Source organism: Hymenobacter terrenus (genome assembly GCF_000972495.1).
Taxonomy (GTDB): Bacteria; Bacteroidota; Bacteroidia; order Cytophagales; family Hymenobacteraceae; genus Hymenobacter; species Hymenobacter terrenus.
The window spans coordinates 152036-171683 of sequence record NZ_LATM01000002.1; the positions used below are offsets into that span (position 1 = coordinate 152036).

16 protein-coding genes are annotated in these 19648 nt (G+C 58.9%); 4 read left to right on the forward strand and 12 right to left on the reverse strand.

Annotated elements, in window-relative coordinates:
• Positions 1 to 236 precede the first annotated feature (236 nt).
• The gene (locus WX88_RS05210; RefSeq protein ID WP_156175949.1) at positions 237 to 893 is read left to right on the forward strand and encodes an efflux RND transporter periplasmic adaptor subunit; all 657 of its coding nucleotides are present in this window, start codon (positions 237 to 239) and stop codon (positions 891 to 893) included.
• A gap of 266 nt (positions 894 to 1159) precedes the next feature.
• On the forward strand, positions 1160 to 2422 hold the full coding sequence (locus WX88_RS05215) for a zinc dependent phospholipase C family protein (RefSeq protein WP_197076679.1): 1263 nt from the start codon (positions 1160 to 1162) through the stop codon (positions 2420 to 2422).
• A gap of 236 nt (positions 2423 to 2658) precedes the next feature.
• Here the strand turns inward: WX88_RS05215 and WX88_RS05220 are convergent, their stop codons facing one another.
• The 3 genes from WX88_RS05220 to WX88_RS05230 all read right to left on the reverse strand — a co-directional run bounded on the left by WX88_RS05220 (position 2659) and on the right by WX88_RS05230 (position 8734).
• Positions 2659 to 4035 carry a TolC family protein gene (locus WX88_RS05220; protein ID WP_052732364.1) on the reverse strand — a complete coding sequence of 459 codons (1377 nt, stop codon included), beginning with the start codon at positions 4033 to 4035 and terminating at the stop codon, positions 2659 to 2661.
• Positions 4036 to 4292: 257 nt separating this feature from the next.
• Complete coding sequence (locus WX88_RS05225; RefSeq protein ID WP_046243283.1) at positions 4293 to 7388, reverse strand: efflux RND transporter permease subunit; 3096 nt, start codon at positions 7386 to 7388, stop codon at positions 4293 to 4295.
• Positions 7389 to 7528: 140 nt separating this feature from the next.
• Positions 7529 to 8734 carry an efflux RND transporter periplasmic adaptor subunit gene (locus tag WX88_RS05230; RefSeq protein WP_052732365.1) on the reverse strand — a complete coding sequence of 402 codons (1206 nt, stop codon included), beginning with the start codon at positions 8732 to 8734 and terminating at the stop codon, positions 7529 to 7531.
• 182 nt (positions 8735 to 8916) lie between these two features.
• Between WX88_RS05230 and WX88_RS05235 the strand changes: the two genes are divergently transcribed.
• Positions 8917 to 9273 carry an MGMT family protein gene (locus WX88_RS05235; protein WP_046243284.1) on the forward strand — a complete coding sequence of 119 codons (357 nt, stop codon included), beginning with the start codon at positions 8917 to 8919 and terminating at the stop codon, positions 9271 to 9273.
• A 22-nt stretch (positions 9274 to 9295) separates the two neighbouring features.
• Here WX88_RS05235 and WX88_RS05240 read toward each other — a convergent pair whose 3' ends face one another.
• From WX88_RS05240 to xseA, 7 genes are all read right to left on the reverse strand, one after another.
• The gene (locus WX88_RS05240) at positions 9296 to 10660 is read right to left on the reverse strand and encodes a hypothetical protein (RefSeq protein ID WP_046243285.1); all 1365 of its coding nucleotides are present in this window, start codon (positions 10658 to 10660) and stop codon (positions 9296 to 9298) included.
• A 349-nt stretch (positions 10661 to 11009) separates the two neighbouring features.
• Positions 11010 to 11417: a response regulator gene (locus tag WX88_RS05245; protein WP_046243286.1), complete on the reverse strand. Its 408-nt coding sequence runs from the start codon at positions 11415 to 11417 to the stop codon at positions 11010 to 11012.
• A complete protein-coding gene (locus WX88_RS05250) occupies positions 11414 to 12235 on the reverse strand; it encodes a sensor histidine kinase (protein WP_046243287.1) in 822 nt (273 codons plus the stop codon). Before WX88_RS05250 ends, WX88_RS05245 begins: the two co-directional genes overlap by 4 nt.
• A gap of 317 nt (positions 12236 to 12552) precedes the next feature.
• Complete coding sequence (locus WX88_RS05255; RefSeq protein ID WP_046243288.1) at positions 12553 to 13137, reverse strand: hypothetical protein; 585 nt, start codon at positions 13135 to 13137, stop codon at positions 12553 to 12555.
• A gap of 74 nt (positions 13138 to 13211) precedes the next feature.
• On the reverse strand, positions 13212 to 13409 hold the full coding sequence (locus WX88_RS29865) for a hypothetical protein (protein ID WP_156175951.1): 198 nt from the start codon (positions 13407 to 13409) through the stop codon (positions 13212 to 13214).
• A gap of 139 nt (positions 13410 to 13548) precedes the next feature.
• Positions 13549 to 13818 carry an exodeoxyribonuclease VII small subunit gene (xseB, locus tag WX88_RS05260; protein ID WP_046243289.1) on the reverse strand — a complete coding sequence of 90 codons (270 nt, stop codon included), beginning with the start codon at positions 13816 to 13818 and terminating at the stop codon, positions 13549 to 13551.
• A 79-nt stretch (positions 13819 to 13897) separates the two neighbouring features.
• Positions 13898 to 15241 (reverse strand): exodeoxyribonuclease VII large subunit, encoded by a 1344-nt coding sequence (gene xseA, locus WX88_RS05265; RefSeq protein ID WP_052732366.1) that lies wholly within the window; start codon positions 15239 to 15241, stop codon positions 13898 to 13900.
• 263 nt (positions 15242 to 15504) lie between these two features.
• On the opposite strand from xseA, the gene WX88_RS05270 reads away from it, so the two are divergent.
• Positions 15505 to 17580, forward strand: coding sequence for a M13 family metallopeptidase (locus WX88_RS05270; protein ID WP_046243290.1), 2076 nt, complete (start codon positions 15505 to 15507; stop codon positions 17578 to 17580).
• 326 nt (positions 17581 to 17906) lie between these two features.
• Here WX88_RS05270 and WX88_RS05275 read toward each other — a convergent pair whose 3' ends face one another.
• Positions 17907 to 18632, reverse strand: coding sequence for a peptidylprolyl isomerase (locus tag WX88_RS05275; protein WP_052732367.1), 726 nt, complete (start codon positions 18630 to 18632; stop codon positions 17907 to 17909).
• A 66-nt stretch (positions 18633 to 18698) separates the two neighbouring features.
• Positions 18699 to 19625 carry a manganese catalase family protein gene (locus WX88_RS05280; RefSeq protein WP_046243291.1) on the reverse strand — a complete coding sequence of 309 codons (927 nt, stop codon included), beginning with the start codon at positions 19623 to 19625 and terminating at the stop codon, positions 18699 to 18701.
• Positions 19626 to 19648 lie beyond the last annotated feature (23 nt).

A 19648-nucleotide genomic window follows, 5' to 3' on the forward strand; every position in this document is an offset into this window, starting at 1 on the left:
CTGGGGCAACCAGCGGTGCCATGTCGCGGCGGTGCTCGCCCACCACCAAGCGGCCGTACACGCGGGCGGCGTGGCCGGGGCGGTACAGGGGGTGAAGGGCGAGGCGTGCCGACCGTTCAATAAGGTAAACTTCTCTGATAACCGTCTAAAGGCCGGGTCATCAGCCGAGCGGCGATGACCAACCCAAAATGTTATAAAAGCGGCTTTCGCTCAACGATTAAAAGAATTAGCTAGTGATGAAAAAACTACTTACTAGGGTTGTCTTGGGCCTGTCGGTGCTGTTGACAGTGAGCGGGATATGGTTGAAATCTACCACTAATGCCCCGGCCACTGCCGATAAATTACCCATAACACGCGTCGGGTTCACCGCGCCGCTAGACTCCACTATTGGAACTGCGACGGGGCTGATTGGGGCTGGGCCCAGCCAGCCCCTGACTACACCCGCCGCCGGCCGGGTGTTGGACGTATTTTTCATGAGCGGTGAATATGTGCATCGCGGGCAGCTGCTGGTGAAGCTCTCCAGCCAAGACTATGTGACCGCGCCCCACGACGGCTTTCTGGGGGCTAATCTGGTGACCATCGGCCAGTACCTGCCCGTGCGCACGCCGGTCACGACTATTTCCGCCCTCGGTCATTTAGTGGTGACGCTGGCATCGCGTTCCCGCGACAGCATGCGGCCCGGCGATTCGGTGCGCGTCTGGGTGGCGTCTCGTCCTGCCCGTGTCGTAAGTGCGGTGGTCGGGTCGGTGGCCGCAGGTGCTCCGGCTGATGCGCCTCTGGAAATTGTGTTGGCGGCGGGCGCCCCCTTCCGCATCGGCGAGCGGGCCAGTGTTCAGTTGCACGACCATCGTGGTGGTGTGGTGCCGAAGTCGGGTAGCGTCTCCGAATTGTAACGCTTCCGAGCCGTGTGACCGGGTGGCGGGCCGAGGGTATTTCATGCTCTTTTGAAGCCGCGACCACCTTAGTGAGTGTCATTATTTCGCAGCCTCTATTGGTTGCCTATTGGCGGCTGCTACGGGGTAGCAAGGGTTTTTTTACGGTAGCATAAGTGGCTCAGCAAGCGTGATTTTTGCATCGACGAGGGCGGCTGTCAGGCCGATGACAACGGTGGCGTGTTGTTTAGCGTTGCAGGCACTTAAAGTCGTGCTTATCCATGCCCATGCTTCGCTTTTACTCTTTGCTGCTGACCGTTTTCTTAGCCTTCGCAGCTCGCCCGGCGGCAGGCTACGCCGTGCTCAGCCACCAGGCCAACATCGACTCGACTTGGGAGCGGTGCCTGGTGCCCGCTATTCTGAAGCGCTACCCCGGCTCGACGCCCCAGGAACTGCTCGATGCCAAAGCGTACGCCTACGGCGGAGCCATTATCCAGGACATGGGCTATTACCCGTTCGGCAACGTACTGTTCACCAACCTGACTCACTACGTGCGCTCAGGCGACTTCGTGCGGAGCCTGATAAGCCAGGCGCGTAACCGCAGCGACTACGCCTTCGCGCTGGGGGCCCTGGCCCATTACGTTGCCGACATCAACGGGCACTCCGAGGGTACCAATCGGGCCATGGCTAGTGTGTACCCTGAACTGGCTGCCAAGTTCGGCCCCATCATCACCTACGAAGAAGCCCCCAAACAGCACAGCCAAATCGAGTTTGCCTTCGACGTGATGCAACTGGCTAGCGGCAAATACCACTCGCAGGACTACCACAAAAACATTGGTTTCAAAGTGAGCAAGGCGATGCTGGAGCGCGCCTTCTACCAAACCTACGGCCTGGAGCTGGGGCAGGTGATTGCCAACGTGGACCTGAGCATTGCTAGCTTCCGCTTCGCCGTGAGCGAGTTGATTCCGACGGCCGCGCGTGCTGCCTGGCACTACAAGCGCAAAGACATTATGAAGATGAGCCCCGGCGCCCGGCGGCGCGACTACCTGCAGCGCAACAAGCCCAAGAAATTTCGGAAAGAGTATGGCAACGAATACCAGAGACCCGGCTTCGGAGCGCGCATCATCTCCTACTTCATTCGGGTGCTGCCCAAGATTGGGCCGCTGAAGCCGTTTGCTTTCAAGCTGCCCACACCCGAGGCCCAACGGCTATTTCACAGCAGTTTCCAGAAGGTGATGGCCAGCTACTGCGCCAGTATTGCCCGCCAGCCCGCCGACACGGCCGCCGCGCCCCTTAGCTTGGTTAATTCCGACTTCGACACCGGCCATATTACCCGCGCCGGGGAGTATGCCCTGGCCGATGAAACCTACGGCGAATGGGTGCGCAAACTGGCCGCTAAGAAGTTTCAGAATCTCAGCCCCAAGGCTCGTCAGAACATCCTGGCTTTCTACGCCACCCAGCCCAAAGGCACGGCCTCGGAAGAAGAAAAAGAAGGCAACAAGCAGTACGAAACGCAAGTGGCCGTGGAGCAGTTACGCGCTCTGCGCTAAGGCGCAGCGGTAGCCGAAACTCGGCTCGTGCGGCAGTCTCTGATGAGAAAAAAGGCGGGCGCCCGACAGCTTGCTTTACGCAACCTGCCACCGGGCGGGTATTTCTATAAAATCACCACGAAGCGCGGGTGCGAATTCGTTTGTGAACGATTAACCTTCGGAATGAATGAAGCACAAGGAAATTTTAGTTGTGACGCGCCCCCGGATACCATGCCGCAAGTCATTATTGAAAAGTTCTATTCCTGTACCAGGCCGCCGCTGAGCCGGCGCAGCGCAATTTCTGCCTGCTTAGCCGAGTAGCGAATATCCAGCAGGCGCGTCTCGGCGTCGAGCTGGTTGCGCTGGGCTTCACGCAGGGCCAGGGGCGTGAGCAGGCCCAGGCGGTAGCGCTCCAGGGCAATGTCCACGTTCTGACGGGCCAGGCGGATGTTGGCTTCTTCAAGGTCGAGCAGCTGGAGGAAATTCTGATATTGGGCAAAGGCGGTGGCTGCATTGGCGTCGAGCTGCAGGTTGGTTTGATCCAGGCTAAGCTTGCTTTGCTCTTCCACCACGCGGGCGTTTTGCTCCTGGCGGCGGATGTTGAAGCCGTCGAAAATGGGTACCGTCGCGGTGATGCCATAGTTCAACCCATAGGTGCGGCCGGTGTTGGTCACAAGCTGGCTACCGAAGAATGCCGCGCCGTTCACGTTGCGATTGAGGCCGTAGCCGGTCGTCAGTCCCACCTGCGGGAAGCGCGACGCCCGCACCAGCCGGCGGTCATAGCTGGCTACGTCGACGCCTAGCTTGGCCTGGAGCAGGCGGGGGTTATTAGTCTTAATGCCCGCCGTGATGGCGTCCTCGCGCAGGTCGCGCGTCACCGTCAAGCTATCAGAAGGCTCAAAATCAATGCGCGGGGCCCGGCCTAATAAGTTATTCAGAGTGATTTTGGCTGCCGAAAGTGCTTGCTGCTGTTGTAGGAAGAGGCTGCGGTCGGCATTGTAATCCACCTGCGCTGTCAGCACTTCTACTTTGGCACTCACGCCCACCTTCACTTGCGCCTGGGTCAGGTCGATGCGGGCTTGGCCAATTTTAAGGGCTTCTTCGAGGGAAGTGATTTTTCCGGCCTGCCGCACCACGTCATAATAAGCGTTGGTGACGGCTTCGACGGTTTCTTCCAGGGCGGTCCGGGTGATGGCCTGCTGTTGGCTGCGCAGGGTTTTCAGCCGGTCGTATGCGATGAACATACCGAAGCCGTCGAAAATCGTCCACGTCGCCGCCACGTTCGTGTTCAGAAGGTTAGACCGCGCCGCGGTGGCCGTGCTAGGCTCGGGCCGGGCAGATGATTCCTGCCGCACGTTGTTGATAGTGAAAGTGCGAGTGAAGTTGCCATTCACAACCGGTAGCTGGCCGGCATTGCCGCGGGTCACGTTATTGGCGGCAACCTGTTCATCCTTCCGTGAAATCAGGATGCCATAGTTGTGCTGCAACGCTTCTGCAATGGCCTGTTGAAGTGAGAGCGCCGGCGCCGTCGCCACCGACGCCGGTCGCGCCAACTGCCTGGGCCGCGCCGTGGGCACCTGTGCAAGGTTGGTGAGCGGGAGAAGGAAGAAAAGAAGAAAGCGGAAGAATTTCATGTAGGAAAATCAGGTCGATAAACTCCCCTCCTTACCAAGGAGGGGATGTTCAGCCGTCAGGCTGAACGGGGGTGGTTAGCTTCGCTGAACTTCGTTTGCGGGCGTTGCCCGGTAGTGGAGGATGAGCGAGCGAAACCTCACCAGTCATTCGGACATCGTTCGTTCATCGTGCAACGACTCAACCACCCCAATCTCAGCTTTGCTGAAATATCCCCTCCTTGGTAAGGAGGGGAGTTGGTTGTTCATTCAGCCTTGGCTTACGCCGTCACGGGCTGCTTCTCAGCGGCTACTTTCGGCTTGTGGTTCTTGGCTGAGGCGAAGTAGGAATACATGACTGGTACTACAAACAGCGTGAGACCGGTGGCAAACAGCAGGCCGCCCACCACGCCAATGCCCATGGCCCGCCGCCCCAGCGCGCCCGCCCCTTGCGCCATGGCAATGGGCAGAATGCCGAGCACGGCGCATAGGCTGGTCATCAAAATGGGGCGGAAGCGGGCCGTAGCGCCCTCAATTAGTCCTGTCATGTAATCAGCGCCTTTTTCCACGCTCTGGTTGGCGAATTCTACGATGAGGATACCATTTTTCGTCACCAACCCGACCAGCATGATGATGCCGATTTGCGAGAACAGGTTGAGGGTTTGGTTGAAGTACCAGAGACTGAATAAGGCGCCCGACAAAGCCAGTGGCACCGTCACCATGATGATGCCGGGGTCGCGGAAGCTCTCAAACTGCGCGGCCAGAATCAGGTAAATCAGCACCAGGGCTAGGCCGAAGGCGAAGAAGATGGACGAAGAGCTTTCGGCGAAGTCGCGCGATTGGCCCGAAAGCGCCGTGGAGAACGACTCGTCCAAAGTTTTATCAGCAATGGCCTGCATGGCCGCGATGCCGTCGCCCAGGGTTTTGCCCTTGGCCAGCGCCGCCGAGAAGGTAGCCGCGTTGTACCGGTTGAAGCGGTAGAGCTGGGGCGGGGTGCTTTTCTCGACCAGGGTAATGACGTTGTCGAGCTGCACGAGCTTGCCGTCGCGGCTCTTCACGTTGAGCGTGCGCACGTCGAGCGGCTGGTTGCGGTCTTCGCGGGCTACCTGGCCGATAATCTGGTACTGCTTGCCGTTGCGGATGAAGTAGCCGTAACGCTGCCCGCTGAGGCCGGCCTGCAGCGTCTGCGAAATGTCCTGCACGCTCACGCCCAAGCTTTGGGCTTTCTCGCGGTCAATTACCACGCGTAGCTCGGGCTTGTTGAACTTCAGGTTCACGTCAACAAAGCTGAAGGTTTTGTCGGCCTGAGCAGCATCCAGAAACTTGGGCACGGCGGCCGTGAGCTTCTCAAAGTCCTGGGTTTGCACCACAAACTGCACCGGCAGGCCGCCCCCACGCCCGCCCGAACTGATGCTCTGGTCCTGTGCCACCGATACCCGCGCGCCGGTATATTTTTTCACGGTGGTCGTCAGGATATCGGCTAGCTCTTGCTGCGAGTGCGGGCGCTGCTCAGAGTCTTTCAGCAGCACGCGTGCGATGGCAGAGTTGACCGCGCCGCCACTGCTGCCGCCGCTGGGCGAAGTTACGGTCAGGATGTTGTCAGCGTCGCGGGTGGTACTATCCTGCAACACCTTGATAAGCTGATTCATGTAGTCGTCCATGTACTCAAACGAGGCACCTTCCGGGGCTGTGGCATTGATGCTGATGCGGTTGCGGTCCTCAATTGGCGCCAGCTCTGACGGCAGGCTTTTCATGAAAAACCAGATGCTAACGCCCGTGGCCAGCACCATGCCCCAGGCCCAGATGCGGTTTTGCAGGAAGCCCTCCAAGGCGCTGCGGTAGCCGCTAGTCATCTTCTCAAAGAAGGGCTCGGTTTTGCGGTAAAACCAGTTGTGCGTCTCCTCCTTTTTCAGCAGCCGCGCGCACATCATCGGCGTCAGCGTGAGCGATACAAAGGCCGAAATCAGCACCGAGCCGGCCAGCACAATCCCAAATTCGCGAAATAGCCGGCCCGTAATCCCCGATAGGAACACCACCGGCAGAAATACCGCCGCCAGCACCACCGTAGTCGATACCACCGCCATCAGGATTTCCTGGGAGCCATTTTTGGCGGCCTCAAGCGGCGTTTCGCCTTCCTCAATCCGGCTGTAAATATTCTCCAGTACCACAATCGCGTCATCAACCACGAGGCTGATGGCCAGTACGATGGCTAGCAGTGTCAGCACATTGATGGTGAAGTTCATCAGGTACATCACGAAGAAAATACCAATCAGCGACACCGGAATAGCTACCACTGGGATGAGCGTAGAGCGCCAGTCGCGCAGGAACAGAAAAATCACCACTACCACCAGCACGAATGCCTCAATGATGGTGTGCTCCACCTCCGAAATAGAAGCCCGAATAAACACCGAGTTGTCAAAGCCCGTGCTCAGGGTCAGGTCCTTGGGTAGGTCGTTGGCATATTGCTTGATGCGCTTGTTGAACTCATCGGTAATGGCAATCTGGTTGGAGCCCGGCTGCGGAATGGCCATCACGCCCACCATTGGAATGCCGTTTCGGCGCAGGATGGTTTGATCGTTCTCGGGGTACAGCTCAGCGTAGCCCACATCAGTTAGCCGCACCAGCGAAGCCGGGTCGTCGCGCAGAATCAGGTTATTAAAATCCTCTACGGTGGCCAGGCGGCCCATGGTCCGTAGCGAGAGCTGGGTGCTTTGGCCCTGCACGGCGCCGCTGGGTAGCTCCACGTTTTCGCGGGCCAGGGCCTGTTGCACGTCCACCGGCGAAATGCCAAGCGCCGCCATCTTCGCGGGGTCGAGCCAGAGGCGCATTGAGTATTTCCGCTCGCCCCACACCCGAATTTCGCTCACGCCAGGAATGGTCTGGAGGCGTTCCTTGAGCACGTTGTTAGCGTAGTCAGTCAATTCCAGCAACGTGCGCGACGAGCTGCTTAAGTAGCTCAGAATGATAGGAGAGGAGTCGGCATTAGCCTTGCTCACGATGGGCGGGTCCACGTCGCGCGGGAGGCGACCCTGCGCGCTCGAAACTTTGTCGCGTACGTCGTTGGCTGCTGCTTCCAGGTCCACGGCCAGGTCAAACTCGACGGTAATGGTGGAGGCGCCGTCGCGGCTCGTCGACGACAGGTTGCGGATGCCCGCAATGCCGTTGATGCCTTCCTCAAGCGGCTCGGTAATTTGCGACTGAATAACGTCGGCCGAGGCGCCCGTGTAGCTGGTTTGCACCGTGATGATGGGTGGGTCCACGCTCGGATACTCCCGGATGGCGAGCGACTGAAACCCGATGGCGCCGAAAATCACGATGAGCAAGCTCATCACAATAGCCAGCACCGGACGATTGATGCTTACGGATGATAAACTCATGTCTTGGTTGGGGCTAATGGAACGTCAGGCTAAGCGCAGCCGAGGCATCTGGCGTCAATCGTACTCACGGTTGAATTACAAACTACCCGCGAGTTGCTTCGGCTGCGCTCGACCTGATGCTCTGGAACACTCATTACTGCTTATTTCTGAATGGTTACCCGGTCGCCGGGCTTCACCTGCAAAATGCCCGTGCGGATAACCGTATCACCCACGGCTAGGCCCTTAGTGATTTGAATGACTTGGTTCGACCGAACCCCAATGTTCACGGGCTGCATCGTCGCTTTGCCCTTCTTAACCGTGTAAACCGTGTAGCCACTGGCCACCGGCACCACCGCTTCGGTAGGAATTTGCAGCGCCTCAGCAGGTTCGCCCAATTCCAGGTTTACTTTCGCAAAGCCGCCGGGGCGCAGTTCCATGTTCTTGTTGGCATAAATAGCCCGCACCGGTAATGTGCGCGAAACCGGGTCAATCTGCGGATTGATGGCGTAGACTTTGGCCTTGATTTTTCGGGTCGTGGCCTCATCGGTCACCAGCACTACGTCGCCCACGCGCACCGATTGGGCGAACCGGCTCGGAACGTTGAAATCAATCTTCACCGGCTTCACCCGCGACAGGGTCGTGATGGTGGTACCCGGCGACACGTACGCACCTACCGACGTATTGCGCAGCCCCAGAATGCCATCGAATGGCGCTCGTACGTAGGCCTTGGCCAAATTCACGCGCAGGGCCTGCAAATCGGCCTGGGCGGTGAGCAGCGCGTTATTGCTCTGCTCATATTCCTGGCGACTGATGTACTCCTTTTCGAGCAGTGTGCGCTCGCGACGTTCCTGGTCCTGGTAGAGCTTGATGTTGTATTCCTGCTTGCGAAGCTGAGCCTGCACGTCGGCCGCGTTGATGGTAAACAGCAACTGCCCCTTGCGCACTGGCTGGCCTTCCCGGATATTAAGGCTGGTAATCTTACCCGCAATCTCACTCTGGATAGTCACCGATTCGTCGGCGATAATCGAACCAGTCGAGGATACTTCATCAGAGAGTTTGGTGGCCGCTACCACGTACACCTGCACGGGCACCTTGGCCCCCGGGCCGCCTTTACCGCCTCTGCCGGTGCTGGCTCCGCCCTTGCCGCCACCTTCTTTGCCGGCGGTGTTGCTGGGGAAATATGTTATTTTGGCCCATGTCATGCCAGCTATTACTACTGCCGCAATCAGCCAGCCCAGCCAGCCACGCTTGCGCTTTGGGGGCGTGCCCGGGGTTGGGTCGGCCGGGGGCGGGGCAGCCGTAGGCGCGGGTGTCGTGGTGGTATCCCAGTTTTTGGGAGCAGCAGTGGTGGGGGTTTCCAATGACATAGCTGGCAAGAACGCACGAGCGGCGGCGGATGTTCGGCACCCAGCTCATCGCTAGGGAAATACAGTAGCAGAATGGTTGGGTATAGAGCCCGTATAGTGCAAATTTCGCTTGAAAGGTTGCGCGATTAGGCGAAAAATAGACGTAGACGGGTATCAAGCTGACCGAAACTATCTTCGCCCCGATGAAGCCAATCACCGCTCCTGCTCCCGAACCACGCAACTTTTTTCAGGATGTGCACGAAGTCGTGCGCCTAGTTCCGGCTGGCCGCGTCACCACTTATGGCGCCATTGCGCACTATCTCGGCGCCCGGCACGGCGCCCGCACCGTGGGCTACGCCATGATGGCCGCCCACACCGCTGACCAGTACGTGCCCGCCCACCGCGTGCTCAATCGTCTTGGCCACCTCACCGGCCGGTTGCACTATGCCACGCCCTTCGCCATGCAGGAGGCCCTCGAAGCCGAAGGCATCCGCGTGGTGGAGGACCGGGTGGTAGCCTTCAGTGAGCTGTTCTGGGACCCGAGCGTGGAGCTGGGGTGACGCACGTTCCGGTGCCAAGTTATTACTGTTGCTTTTCGAGCGCATCCACTTCTGCCTCGCCTTGGCGGACGGGCATCCACTGCCAGGGCGTGTAGCCGGAACAGGACCGCACTTTCACGTAGTTGGCGGTCGAAGCATTGGGGACCATTAGCAGGGTAGGGCCACTGGCCGACTCAATACTCAGGCGCATGGCTTGCCCAAAATGAGGCCAGGCCAGTTCCAGGTACTGCCCCGGCTGTAGCCGTCCAACTTCGCGGTCGTTGAGCAGCAGGCGCTGGGCCCCCGGCGCGCTACCAATGGGCCGGTAAACGTAAACAAAGGCGGTATCGGCCTGCTGGGGCTGGCCAAGCGGCGGATACGGTGCCACCTGGCCAGTCCGCGTATCGAGACTAAAAACCATGGGTTGACCCGTATTGTCTTCCGGACCATCAAAGGGGTACCCGGTAATGGGTGCACCGGCCGCCCCGCCGCGCCGCACACCGTAGCCCCAGGCCCGTTGGTTGGCGGCAGCTATATCGAGGGGTGCTGACCCAACAAAGGTGTAAAAATCGCCCTGTCGGGTCAGGGGCCGGTAGGTGTTACGCTGGCGCACGTAGGCCTGACGACCATCTGAAAAGCCCCATATTTTACGCGTTGGCACCCGGGCGCCGTCGGCGGTGCGCACCCGCGCGTGAAGCACTAGGGTGCCTTCCCAGCCCAGCGTGTTGGAGCGCAACGTATCGGGCCGCACCCGGGCCGTGGTGTCGGGCCGGTTGGTCAAAAATTGTTCAAAGCTGTAGTATGCACCGCGGCGCGGCGCGGCCGCCCGTAGTACGGCGGGCCGGCTTGGCGTCGGCGGTCGGTCGGTAGCTAGTTGGGCCAGGGTGCGGGCGGGCCGCCGTAGAGGCAGTTCCCAATTGGCGTTGGTTAATTGTAGCAGGCAGTTTTGCAGCAACAGCGCCACGTGGGGCGCGTGCAGGAGGGTGGTTTCCAGGGCGCGGTCGTCGACGTGGGCGGCCACGCTGTGCACGAAGTGGTAGCCGTCAGACAAGTGCAGGTATACATCGGCGGCCAAATCGGCACTGGCCAACTCAGAGAAGCCGCTCAGCGTTTCATTCACGCGCAACTGCCGCACACACAGCGCCACTGAGTGATTGTTGGTTCGCTGGGGCAGCTTCTGCTGCAGGAAAGCGGTGAGTTCAGGCACCAGGCCTTGCTGGAAAAGCATGGGCACTTGCTGGTTTTGTAAGCCCCGGTGGACGATACCGATGGTCGGCTGGCCCAGCCGACCGTCGACAACCTGCTCCACATACACGTTGCGGTCCGGCACGTTCAGCCTCTGTTTGCTTAGGTCCAGGTAATACGGTTTGCCCATCTGGAGGCTCACCTGGGCCTCAGCCGGTTTCATGCTTGCGAAAGCAAATAGTAGCCCCGGCAACAAACGTGATAAGTTGATGTAATTAAGTAAAGAATGCGTCATATAAGCTGATAGGAACAAAATGCTAATATGCGCGTTTTCGCTAAGATTTAGAAATGAAATGTTAACAAGGCCGCACATTATGTGCGTTCGTCTCAATGCCTATCCAATCGAAGCCATATAAATCCGGCTGGCTGGCTCATTAAAATTGGTTTATCCAAACAAGTAAGCCCGTTTCCTGGTCAGAAAACGGGCTTACTTGTTCTATTGAAATAGGGGGCTACGCCGCTGCCCTGTTGCACAGTTGCTATGCAACGGGTACAAGATTGGGCAGAGCCTGTTATTGCCTTCCAGCCGCGGCCGCGGCTAGCACGGCACTGCGCATTTCCTCCGGCGACGTGTTCTTGACCAAGTAGCTATGGGCGCCTTCGGCCAGCACGGTGCTCACCAAGGAGGGGTCGTCGTGCATGGAAATGATGACTACGCGCACTCCGGGAAACTGCGTGCGTAGCAGCCGGGTAGTCTGGAGGCCGTCGAGGATGGGCATTTGCATATCCATGAGTATCACGTTTGGGCTGATGCCTTGGTCTAGTAGCTCGAGGAGTTCCTGGCCATTGCCAGCTTCGCATACTACTTCAATGCCCTCGTAGCCGCTGAGCAGCGCGCGCAACCCTTTGCGGAATAATATATGGTCATCGACGATGGCCAGGCGCACTGGCACGGCCGCGGAAGCGGAGTTAAGAGTCATGAGTTAAGCGAAAAAGTTGGGTTTGGCGTGCCAGAGGGCAGCAGTGTAACAGGTAAGATGGCCTCGACGCGGGTTCCAACGCCGGGCTCGGAGTGATAGTGTAGCTGGCCCCCGAGCACGGCCACGCGGCTGCGCAAGTTGATGAGGCCCATCCCCACGGGTTGCCCGTGCGGGCCGGGTGGGGGCAACTCTTCCAGCGCGGCTAAGTCAAAACCCTGGCCGTCATCGGAGTATGTAAGGGTGAGTAGGCCAGGTACGGCACTCACCCGCAACACAATGTGCGGTGCCGCGGCGTGTACCAAGCCATTAGTAAGCAACTCCTGGGCAATGCGGTACACCATTAGCTCGTGCGGCGGAATGAGCCGCCCGAGCGAGCCCTCTTGCTCCAGGCGCACTTCCGGACCCACATCAATGGGCACGGCTTGTATCAGGGCGCGCAGGGCCTGGGTCAGACCGAGCTGCTGGAGCGTGGCGGGCTGCAGGTTGCGCGAAATCCGGCGGACTTCCGCTACCGCCTGGTCAATCAGGGCGCTGGCTTCGGGTGAGGCGGTGCTGCCCGGCGCATACAAGTGCAGCTTGGCCAGGGCCAGAATGGTACCGACCCCGTCATGCAACTCCCCGGCAATGCGCTGCCGCTCGTCTTCCTGGGCCACCAGCGCCGCGGCCAGCGCTTGCTGCTGGGCAGCATCCTGCAACTGTGCCAGCTCCTGCTGTTGCCGCATCTGTATCCGTTGGTAGCGCACTACAAACCATACCAGCCCGAGCACGAGCACGAGTAAGGTAGGAGTGAGCAGTATCAATGGTAAAATATCGGTCACATGAAGGCTCCTGACGGGAAGGCAGCGCAAAAAAGGAGAAAAAGAACCGCCCAGGCAATCGGTTCAGCAATTTAACAGATAAGACTAGTAGCACTGGCCCGAGGATTAAGTTTTCGGACCAGGTAAGGAATCGATAAAATGCGTTCGCAATGAAGTGCTGACGCCGTAAAATCAGCTAATCAATAGTGAGTAAGGTGACCTTGCAATGGTCACACCAACTGAGATAGTGGCGTGGTTAGAGGCGGAATAGGTTGGGCTCGTAAAAAAGTCAGGGTTAGAAAGTAGTTAAATATAAGACCGGCTACGGCCACGACCATCTACTTAAACGTCTGGTCGTAGATGGTCTTGGATAAATGTTCTAGGCTGAAAGCTGTGACAGAGCTTGCTGAGTACAACAATTGCCCCACACTCAGCAGCGAAAGAGGGTCGCGGCTTATAGAAATAGGAGCAACCCCGGAGCGCCCCAGCGTCTGCTCCAAATAAAGGAGCGCGACGCCCGCCAGCACGGCACATTGCGCAACCCGGCTGATGCTTATCGTCGTTTTTATATCGTAGCCAATAACGCCAATTGCACCAGCTACTGTAATAACCGAGGCTACCAACACTAGGCGGCGGGCCCAGCGCGCGCCGATGCCATAATAATAGACTAGTCCAAATAGCGCAATTTTACCTAGGTTAAACCCGACAATGACGCCGTAATTATTAGGTAGATACATCGGGTAGAGCCCCGCCAGGGCTACCGAGCCAGCCGACAGATACCCATACCAGCTAAGTAGCTGTACCGGCTTGGAGAAATGCCGCTTTCGCCACCACATTACTACCATCGGCACCATCATGCTTACCTGCATGATGGTCAAGATCAGGAGCATGATACTGTTTAGATTGTCGAGTGATAGCTGCATAAAGGGGAGGGCTACCTAACTATTCAGAATATTCGCCTCCCCGCAATGCGGTTGGCCCACTATAGTATCATCGGCTACATGAAAATCTTTGCCCAATTGGTCATTTTCCTTGCGTCAGCGCCTACTGCAACTAGTTGTTGCGCCTCACCATCAAAGCCGTAATAAAAATGAATCCCTTGGTAGTCTGCCTGACTTAAAAGCTTGAGCAAAGTATCACGGCCAAAAAATGACATAGAACAGGTTGCTCTGATTTGCGGTATCTTTTTGTCCATTCTCCAGCTTTAAGTTGGTCAATAGGACGACCTTCGGTACCATTAAATGCCATGAATAGTTAAAAAATAAGTTTGCATAGGATAGAGCTGGAAAATATAGTAATTTAAGCAAAAATTAATAATTAGTCTATTAAATTATCTACCAGGCCCGGCCAGGGCCACCGGGCAGGTCATCGTGTTCCTCGTCGGCTTCGCCATCTTCCTCTTCTTCGTCGGCTTCGTCTTCATTGTCCAGGGTATCAAATACCCGGTCGAGGGAGGCTTCGGCATGGCGCAGCTTGTGTCGGCACAGGCGGATTAACTCCGCTGAGCGCTCGACGCGGGTTGTGAGGTCGTCCACGTCCACAGCATCGGTTTCTAGCGCGCGGAGAATTGTTTCTAACTCCTCAATGGCTTCGCGGTAGGTCATACTAATGGTTGATTTCTAATGATGTAGTTCCGGGCGGTTAGCTGTAATAGGCCAACTAGGGAAAGCTGCTAGCACGCTGCTAGCTCCTGATGGCCAGCTTATGGTGGAGCGCTGCCAGTTGCAATTCCTTACGGTGCAGGTGGCGTTCTAGTGCCAGCTGCAGGCGGAAACGGCGACGCAGCACGTCTTCGCGCCGCCGCCGGTGGTGGCGAATAAAACGACTGAGCAGCGCCCGACCGCGCTGGCGCAGGCCGCGCTGCTCCCGCGCCAGGGTGCGGCGCGCGGCTCTTGGCAGCTGGTGCCGAAACCGAAGGAGTCCCTGAGCCAGCTGTCGCAGCTGCTCGCGTGGGCCCTGGGCTGCTTGGCGGGTACGCTCGCGCAGGGCGTCGCGGGCGGCGTCGAGCTGGCGGTGGGCGGCATAGCGGCTGCGGCCGCTCAGCTGGTCGAGGCGGGCGTGGCGCTGGCTGAGTTGGCGCCGGGCCAGTACGGCTACCTGTTCGCCGTAGCCCAGCAGCGTCGCTTCGAGCCGGGCCAGGCGCTCAACCAGGAAAGCGGCTACGGCAGTGGGAGTTTTCAGGGCGCGGTGGGCAGTGAGGTCGACCACCGCTTCGTCGCGCTCGTGACCAATACCTGTTAGGACGGGCAGCGGAAAGGCCCCCACCGCCGCTGCCAAGCCATATTCATCAAACGCCAGCAAGTCGGTGCGGCTGCCCCCACCCCGAATAATCACCACGGCATCGAACTGCGCCCGCCGGGCTCGCACCCCATCCAGCGCCGCCCGAATGCTGGCCGGGGATTCATCGCCCTGCATCATGGCCGGGAAAAGGGTAAGCGCGAAATCGTACGGCGCTTCGTCGAGCTGCTGCACGAAGTCCTGGAATCCCGCCGCCGTGGGCGACGAAATAATGGCCAGTCGTTGCGGGGCCAGCGGCAGCGTGAGCAGCTTTTGGCGTTCCAACAGGCCTTTTTCTTCCAGCAGGCGCAGGGTACGCAGCCGTAGCAAGGCCAGCTCGCCCACAGTATAGCTCGGGTCGATGGCCACCACGTCGAGGCTCAGGCCGTACTGCTCGTGGAAACGCACTTGCACCCGCAGCAGCAGCTTCAGGCCGGGGCGCAGGGGCTGGCCGGTTTGCCGCTCGAAGGCCGGCGCCAGCTGCTGGTAGCGCTGGCTCCAGAGCGTGGCCCGGGCCTGTGCTTTTAAAGGTGTGCCGCGGCCATCAGTGGTTTGCTCGGTGAGGGCGAGGTAGCAGTGCGCGCCGGCAAAGCGGGGGAGGGTGATTTCTGCCACTTCGGCCACTACCCAGTAGGCATCGGCAAGCTGCTGCTGCAAAGCTTGGCGAATGCGGCTGAGTAGTTCGGTCAGGCCGAGCGGCGCGGGGGCCAGAATCGGGGGAAGCTCGGGACGGCGGTTGTAGAGCGGCATTGATGCAAGTTACGGCGGGTGCCTTACGCGGTTGAGCGGTAGCTGGGGCCGGGTGGTGGTGTGCTGCTGAACCTCAGGCGTTACCTGAACTTGTGCTTACCTCAAAATCGTTCTGCCGACGTGTCGAACATCGCGAAGCTGGTAGCACTCCAGGGGCGCAGTCATCTGTCTGAATCACTAATATGTACTAGGTTCGTGCAACCGTTGTGCCGGCAGCCTGTCTGTAAGTTCACGGCATCATTTCCCAAACAACATTTAATTACATGATTGCAACTTCTATTGCACGGCGGCTCAGCTTGGCCGTGCTCGGCCTGAGTAGCCTAGCGGCCACCGTAGCGGCTGGTCAGTCCACCTCCAAGCCGACGCCGACGCCCCCTCAGAAAGGTGTCGGCATTAATATTGCCAACATCGACCCCTCGGTGAAGCCTTGCGAAGATTTCTTCCACTATGCCTCGGGCAACTGGCTCAAGAACAATCCCATTCCACCCGCCGAATCCCGTTGGGGCTCTTTCAATGAGCTTGCCGACCACAACAATGCCACCCTGCGCGCCATCCTGAACGATGCCGCTAAAAACGCCGCTAAAGCCCCCAAGGGCTCGAATGCGCAGAAAGTGGGCGACTTCTACGCCGCCGCCATGGACTCGGCTGCTATTGAGGCAGCCGGCCTGAAATATCTCCAGCCGCACCTGAACCGCATCACTGCCATCAAGGACCTCGGCGAGATGCAACGCTTCCTGGCCGACCCCAAGGCCCATGCTGGTAGCGTATGGTATGGTTTTGGGGTGCAGCCCGACGAAAAAATCAGCACTCAATACGCCGTGCAATTTGGCCAGGGCGGCCTTTCGCTGCCCGACCGGGACTATTATCTGAAGGATGATGCCCGCTCGAAAGCAATTCGCACCGCTTACGAAACTTATTTGGTAAGCACTTTCAAGCTGCTCGGCGATAACGAGGCTACGGCCAAAGCCAATGCCGCTACCGTGCAGCGTATTGAGACTCGGTTGGCCAAAGCCAGCAAATCCCGCGTAGACCTGCGCGACCCCTACGCCAACTATAATAAGATGACCGTAGCTGAGGCTGATGCCGCTTTCCCGAACATGGCCCTGCCGCTTATGCTCAAGGAGACTGGGCTGGGTGCGGCCAAGGAGGTCATTGTGGGCCAGCCTGATTTCCTCAAGGAGGTGAGTGCCATGCTGAAGGAAGAACCCATTGCCGACCAGAAACAGTACCTGCGCTTTCACCTGGTGGCCAGCGTGACGGCCGCTCTGCCCAAAGCCTTTGGTGATGAAGCCTTCCGGTTTGCGCAAACGCTGACCGGCGCTAAGAAGCAGCAGCCGCGTTGGAAGCGCATGCTGGGCTCTACCGACCGCGCCCTGGGCGAGGCCTTCGGCCAGCTCTACGTTGATAAGGCTTTCTCGCCCGCTGCTAAGGCTCGTGCCAAGCAAATGATTGAAAACCTGCGCATAGCCTACGCCGAGCGCATTAAGGCGACTGATTGGATGAGCGCCGCCACCAAGACCGAAGCCCTGAAGAAACTGAACGCTTTCACGGTTAAAATCGGGTATCCTGACAAGTGGAAAGACTATTCCGACCTGACCATCACCCGCGAATCGTACCTCAACAACGTGCTGGCCGCCCGCATTTGGGCCAACAATGAGGAAATCAAACATTTTGGCAAGCCAATTGACCGCAATGAGTGGGGCATGACTCCGCCCACGGTGAACGCCTACTACAACCCGCCGATGAACGAGATTGTATTCCCGGCCGGCATTTTGCAGCCGCCGTTCTACGACCCCAAGGCGGATGACGCGGTGAACTACGGCGGCATTGGTGCCGTGATTGGCCACGAAATGACCCACGGCTTCGACGACCAGGGCCGTCAGTACAACTCCGAAGGCAACCTGAAAGACTGGTGGACGAAGGAAGACGCCGACAAATTCAACGCTAAAGCCGCGGTAGTTGGCAAGCAGTATGACGCTTTCACCCCGCTCGATTCGATGCACGTGAATGGCAAACTGACCATGGGCGAAAACCTCGCCGACCTCGGCGGCCTCACTATCGCCTATCAGGCATTTCAGAAAACGCCGCAGGCCAAAGCCAAGGCAAAAATTGACGGTTTCACGCCTGAGCAGCGCTTCTTCCTGGCCTACGCCCAAATCTGGCGTACCAATGCGCGGCCCGAATACCTGCGCCAGCAGGTACAAACCGACCCACACTCACCGGCCCAGTTCCGCACCAACGGCCCGCTGATGAATATGCCGGAGTTCTACAAAGCCTTCGGCTGCCAGGAAGGTGATAAAATGATGCGTGCCGCTGCCGAACGCTCCAAAATTTGGTAAGCTATTTGCATAGGACTCTGTGAATCGAACGTGAGAAACAATTCTCCCGCCCGATATGAAGAGGCTCGTCTCCGCTGGAGGCGGGCCTTTTTGCTGCTTGAGAGCTAAGAAAGGCTCCACTAGCGCCGTTTATATGTATCATTGCGGCGGATGCCCGACACCCAAGTCTGTCGCGCCTTTGCGATTTCGCAGCGTGGAGACGAGCGATTTTCGGTGACCTGTCCCGCCTGTCTTCGCTTCTGACCACCACCACAATCCGGCGTCTTTGTCTGATAACTTGCCTGGTGTAAAAGAATCATGACTAATGATTTGCGAGATTGGCGGGCCTACTTCACCACTTCTACTTTTATGGTAATGTCCTTGACGGGCCATTTGTCGGACTCCACGGGCTCGTTGGCAATTTTATCAACCACGTCTTGGCCTTCGATTACTTCGCCGAAAACGGTGTACTGGCCGTCGAGCGAGGGCACGCCACCCACCGTGGCGTAGGCGCGCACCTGGGCGGGCGTCAGCTTGCGGCCGGCCATGGCCTGCGATTGGTTGGGTGCCAGCTTTTCGCCCACCACGAAGTAGAAATCCGTGTTGGACGACAAGCGGCCGGGGTTTTGCTCGTCGTCGTAGCGGGCCATGCCCAAGGCGCCTTTCCGGTGAAAATGCGCGGGCCGGATTTCGGGTGGTAGGCGGTAGCGCTTCAGCCGGATGGTGCGGGCGTTGTAGGTTTGGCCGCCCTGCACGGCAAAGTCCTTCACGACGCGGTTGAACATCGTCTCATCGAACACGCCTTTGCGGGCCAGCAGTAGGAAGTTGGCCTTGTGAATGGGCGTGTCGTCGTACAGCTTCACCCGGATGTTGCCCAGGCGGGTTTTCACCAGCACTTCGGAGCCGGGATATTGGTGGCCGTAGGCTAGCAGGGCACTAGGGGCGGCGCTGTCGGTGAGGGTGGCGAGGTCGGGGCCGGGGATGGCGGCTGGCTTGGCGGGCCCGGCCGTGGGGGGAGGCGTCTGGTTGCAGGCGGCCAGCAGTACCAGCCCGGCGAATAGGAAGCGGTTCATGTCACAAAATAAACCCGGCCCCGCACTTTAGCGGAGCCGGGCTATTGCATTGCGCTTGGCAGCGGGCTAGCTGGGCCGGTACGATTGTAGGTCCTTGCTCAAACCCAGTTTCTTGGCGATGTCGGCGAACATCTCGGGGTCGAAATCGTCCTCGCCGGGCGAGTTGAGCTGGGGTTCTTCTTCGAGCACGGGGTAGGGGACGCCTTTTTTGGCCCCCTCAATTACTACCAATTCCGAGCCGTCTTCGGGGTGCTTGCCGTTCCAGATGAAGCCGGCTTCCTTATAGGCGTTGGGCGAGAAGGTGTAGAGCTCGCGGTGCAGGCCGTGCTTCATAAACTCGCGGGCCTCGGGGAACATCTTATTCGAGAGGTTGGGCACGGGCATGAGCTTTTTCACATCTACGCCGGTAAGTTTTTCCAGGGCCAAGGCGTAGGCGTATACGTGCAGGCCGCCGCGCACCAGCAGGTAGCCCACCATGGTGCGAGCGCAGGGGTCGGTCACCATTTGATACACCCGCATTTTGTTGGCGCGGGCGCCGCACTCCAGGAAGAAATTGTGCAGCAGGTCGAGTCGCAGGTTGCCGGAGCTGAACACGTTGTCGCCGGTCCAGGGGCGGCCCATCGAGTCCTGCGGCAGTGCGGCCTGGCCGCTGGCAATGAAGTGGTGGGTGTTGCGGGCGTCGGCGGCGCCGGCCAGCGGGCCGGGCACGGGGTCGGTGCCGCGCTTGCTCACGCCGGTCAGCAGCAGGTTGATGGCGTAGCTGACGGCTTCGATATGAGAGTATTCCTCGGCCGCGATGGCCGCCGTGAGGGAGTAGAAGGGCCGGAGCCGGTCGCGACCCCGGAAGTTGAACGACTGGAACGTGTAGTTCATCAGCGTACTCATCTCTCCATACTTGCCGCCCAGCAGTTCCTGTATGGCGGCGGCATCGTTGGCAGAAGGGTTTTTGGGCTTGGGTAGGTCGAGGGCCAGCTCGTCGAGGCGCAGTATCATAAGCGGAAAGGAATGAAGTGGAA

What these genes read in the sequence shown, in the direction of transcription:
- WX88_RS29865 (WP_156175951.1), bottom strand. Translation starts at nt 13,409, where the DNA reads ATGGACAAAAAGATACCGCAAATCAGAGCAACCTGTTCTATGTCATTT.
- WX88_RS05235 (WP_046243284.1), top strand. Translation starts at nt 8,917, where the DNA reads ATGAAGCCAATCACCGCTCCTGCTCCCGAACCACGCAACTTTTTTCAG.
- WX88_RS05225 (WP_046243283.1), bottom strand. Translation starts at nt 7,388, where the DNA reads ATGAGTTTATCATCCGTAAGCATCAATCGTCCGGTGCTGGCTATTGTG.
- WX88_RS05280 (WP_046243291.1), bottom strand. Translation starts at nt 19,625, where the DNA reads ATGATACTGCGCCTCGACGAGCTGGCCCTCGACCTACCCAAGCCCAAA.
- WX88_RS05270 (WP_046243290.1), top strand. Translation starts at nt 15,505, where the DNA reads ATGATTGCAACTTCTATTGCACGGCGGCTCAGCTTGGCCGTGCTCGGC.
- WX88_RS05245 (WP_046243286.1), bottom strand. Translation starts at nt 11,417, where the DNA reads ATGACTCTTAACTCCGCTTCCGCGGCCGTGCCAGTGCGCCTGGCCATC.
- WX88_RS05215 (WP_197076679.1), top strand. Translation starts at nt 1,160, where the DNA reads ATGCTTCGCTTTTACTCTTTGCTGCTGACCGTTTTCTTAGCCTTCGCA.
- xseB (WP_046243289.1), bottom strand. Translation starts at nt 13,818, where the DNA reads ATGACCTACCGCGAAGCCATTGAGGAGTTAGAAACAATTCTCCGCGCG.
- WX88_RS05220 (WP_052732364.1), bottom strand. Translation starts at nt 4,035, where the DNA reads ATGAAATTCTTCCGCTTTCTTCTTTTCTTCCTTCTCCCGCTCACCAAC.
- WX88_RS05255 (WP_046243288.1), bottom strand. Translation starts at nt 13,137, where the DNA reads ATGCAGCTATCACTCGACAATCTAAACAGTATCATGCTCCTGATCTTG.
- WX88_RS05210 (WP_156175949.1), top strand. Translation starts at nt 237, where the DNA reads ATGAAAAAACTACTTACTAGGGTTGTCTTGGGCCTGTCGGTGCTGTTG.
- WX88_RS05275 (WP_052732367.1), bottom strand. Translation starts at nt 18,632, where the DNA reads ATGAACCGCTTCCTATTCGCCGGGCTGGTACTGCTGGCCGCCTGCAAC.
- xseA (WP_052732366.1), bottom strand. Translation starts at nt 15,241, where the DNA reads ATGCCGCTCTACAACCGCCGTCCCGAGCTTCCCCCGATTCTGGCCCCC.
- WX88_RS05230 (WP_052732365.1), bottom strand. Translation starts at nt 8,734, where the DNA reads ATGTCATTGGAAACCCCCACCACTGCTGCTCCCAAAAACTGGGATACC.
- WX88_RS05240 (WP_046243285.1), bottom strand. Translation starts at nt 10,660, where the DNA reads ATGAAACCGGCTGAGGCCCAGGTGAGCCTCCAGATGGGCAAACCGTAT.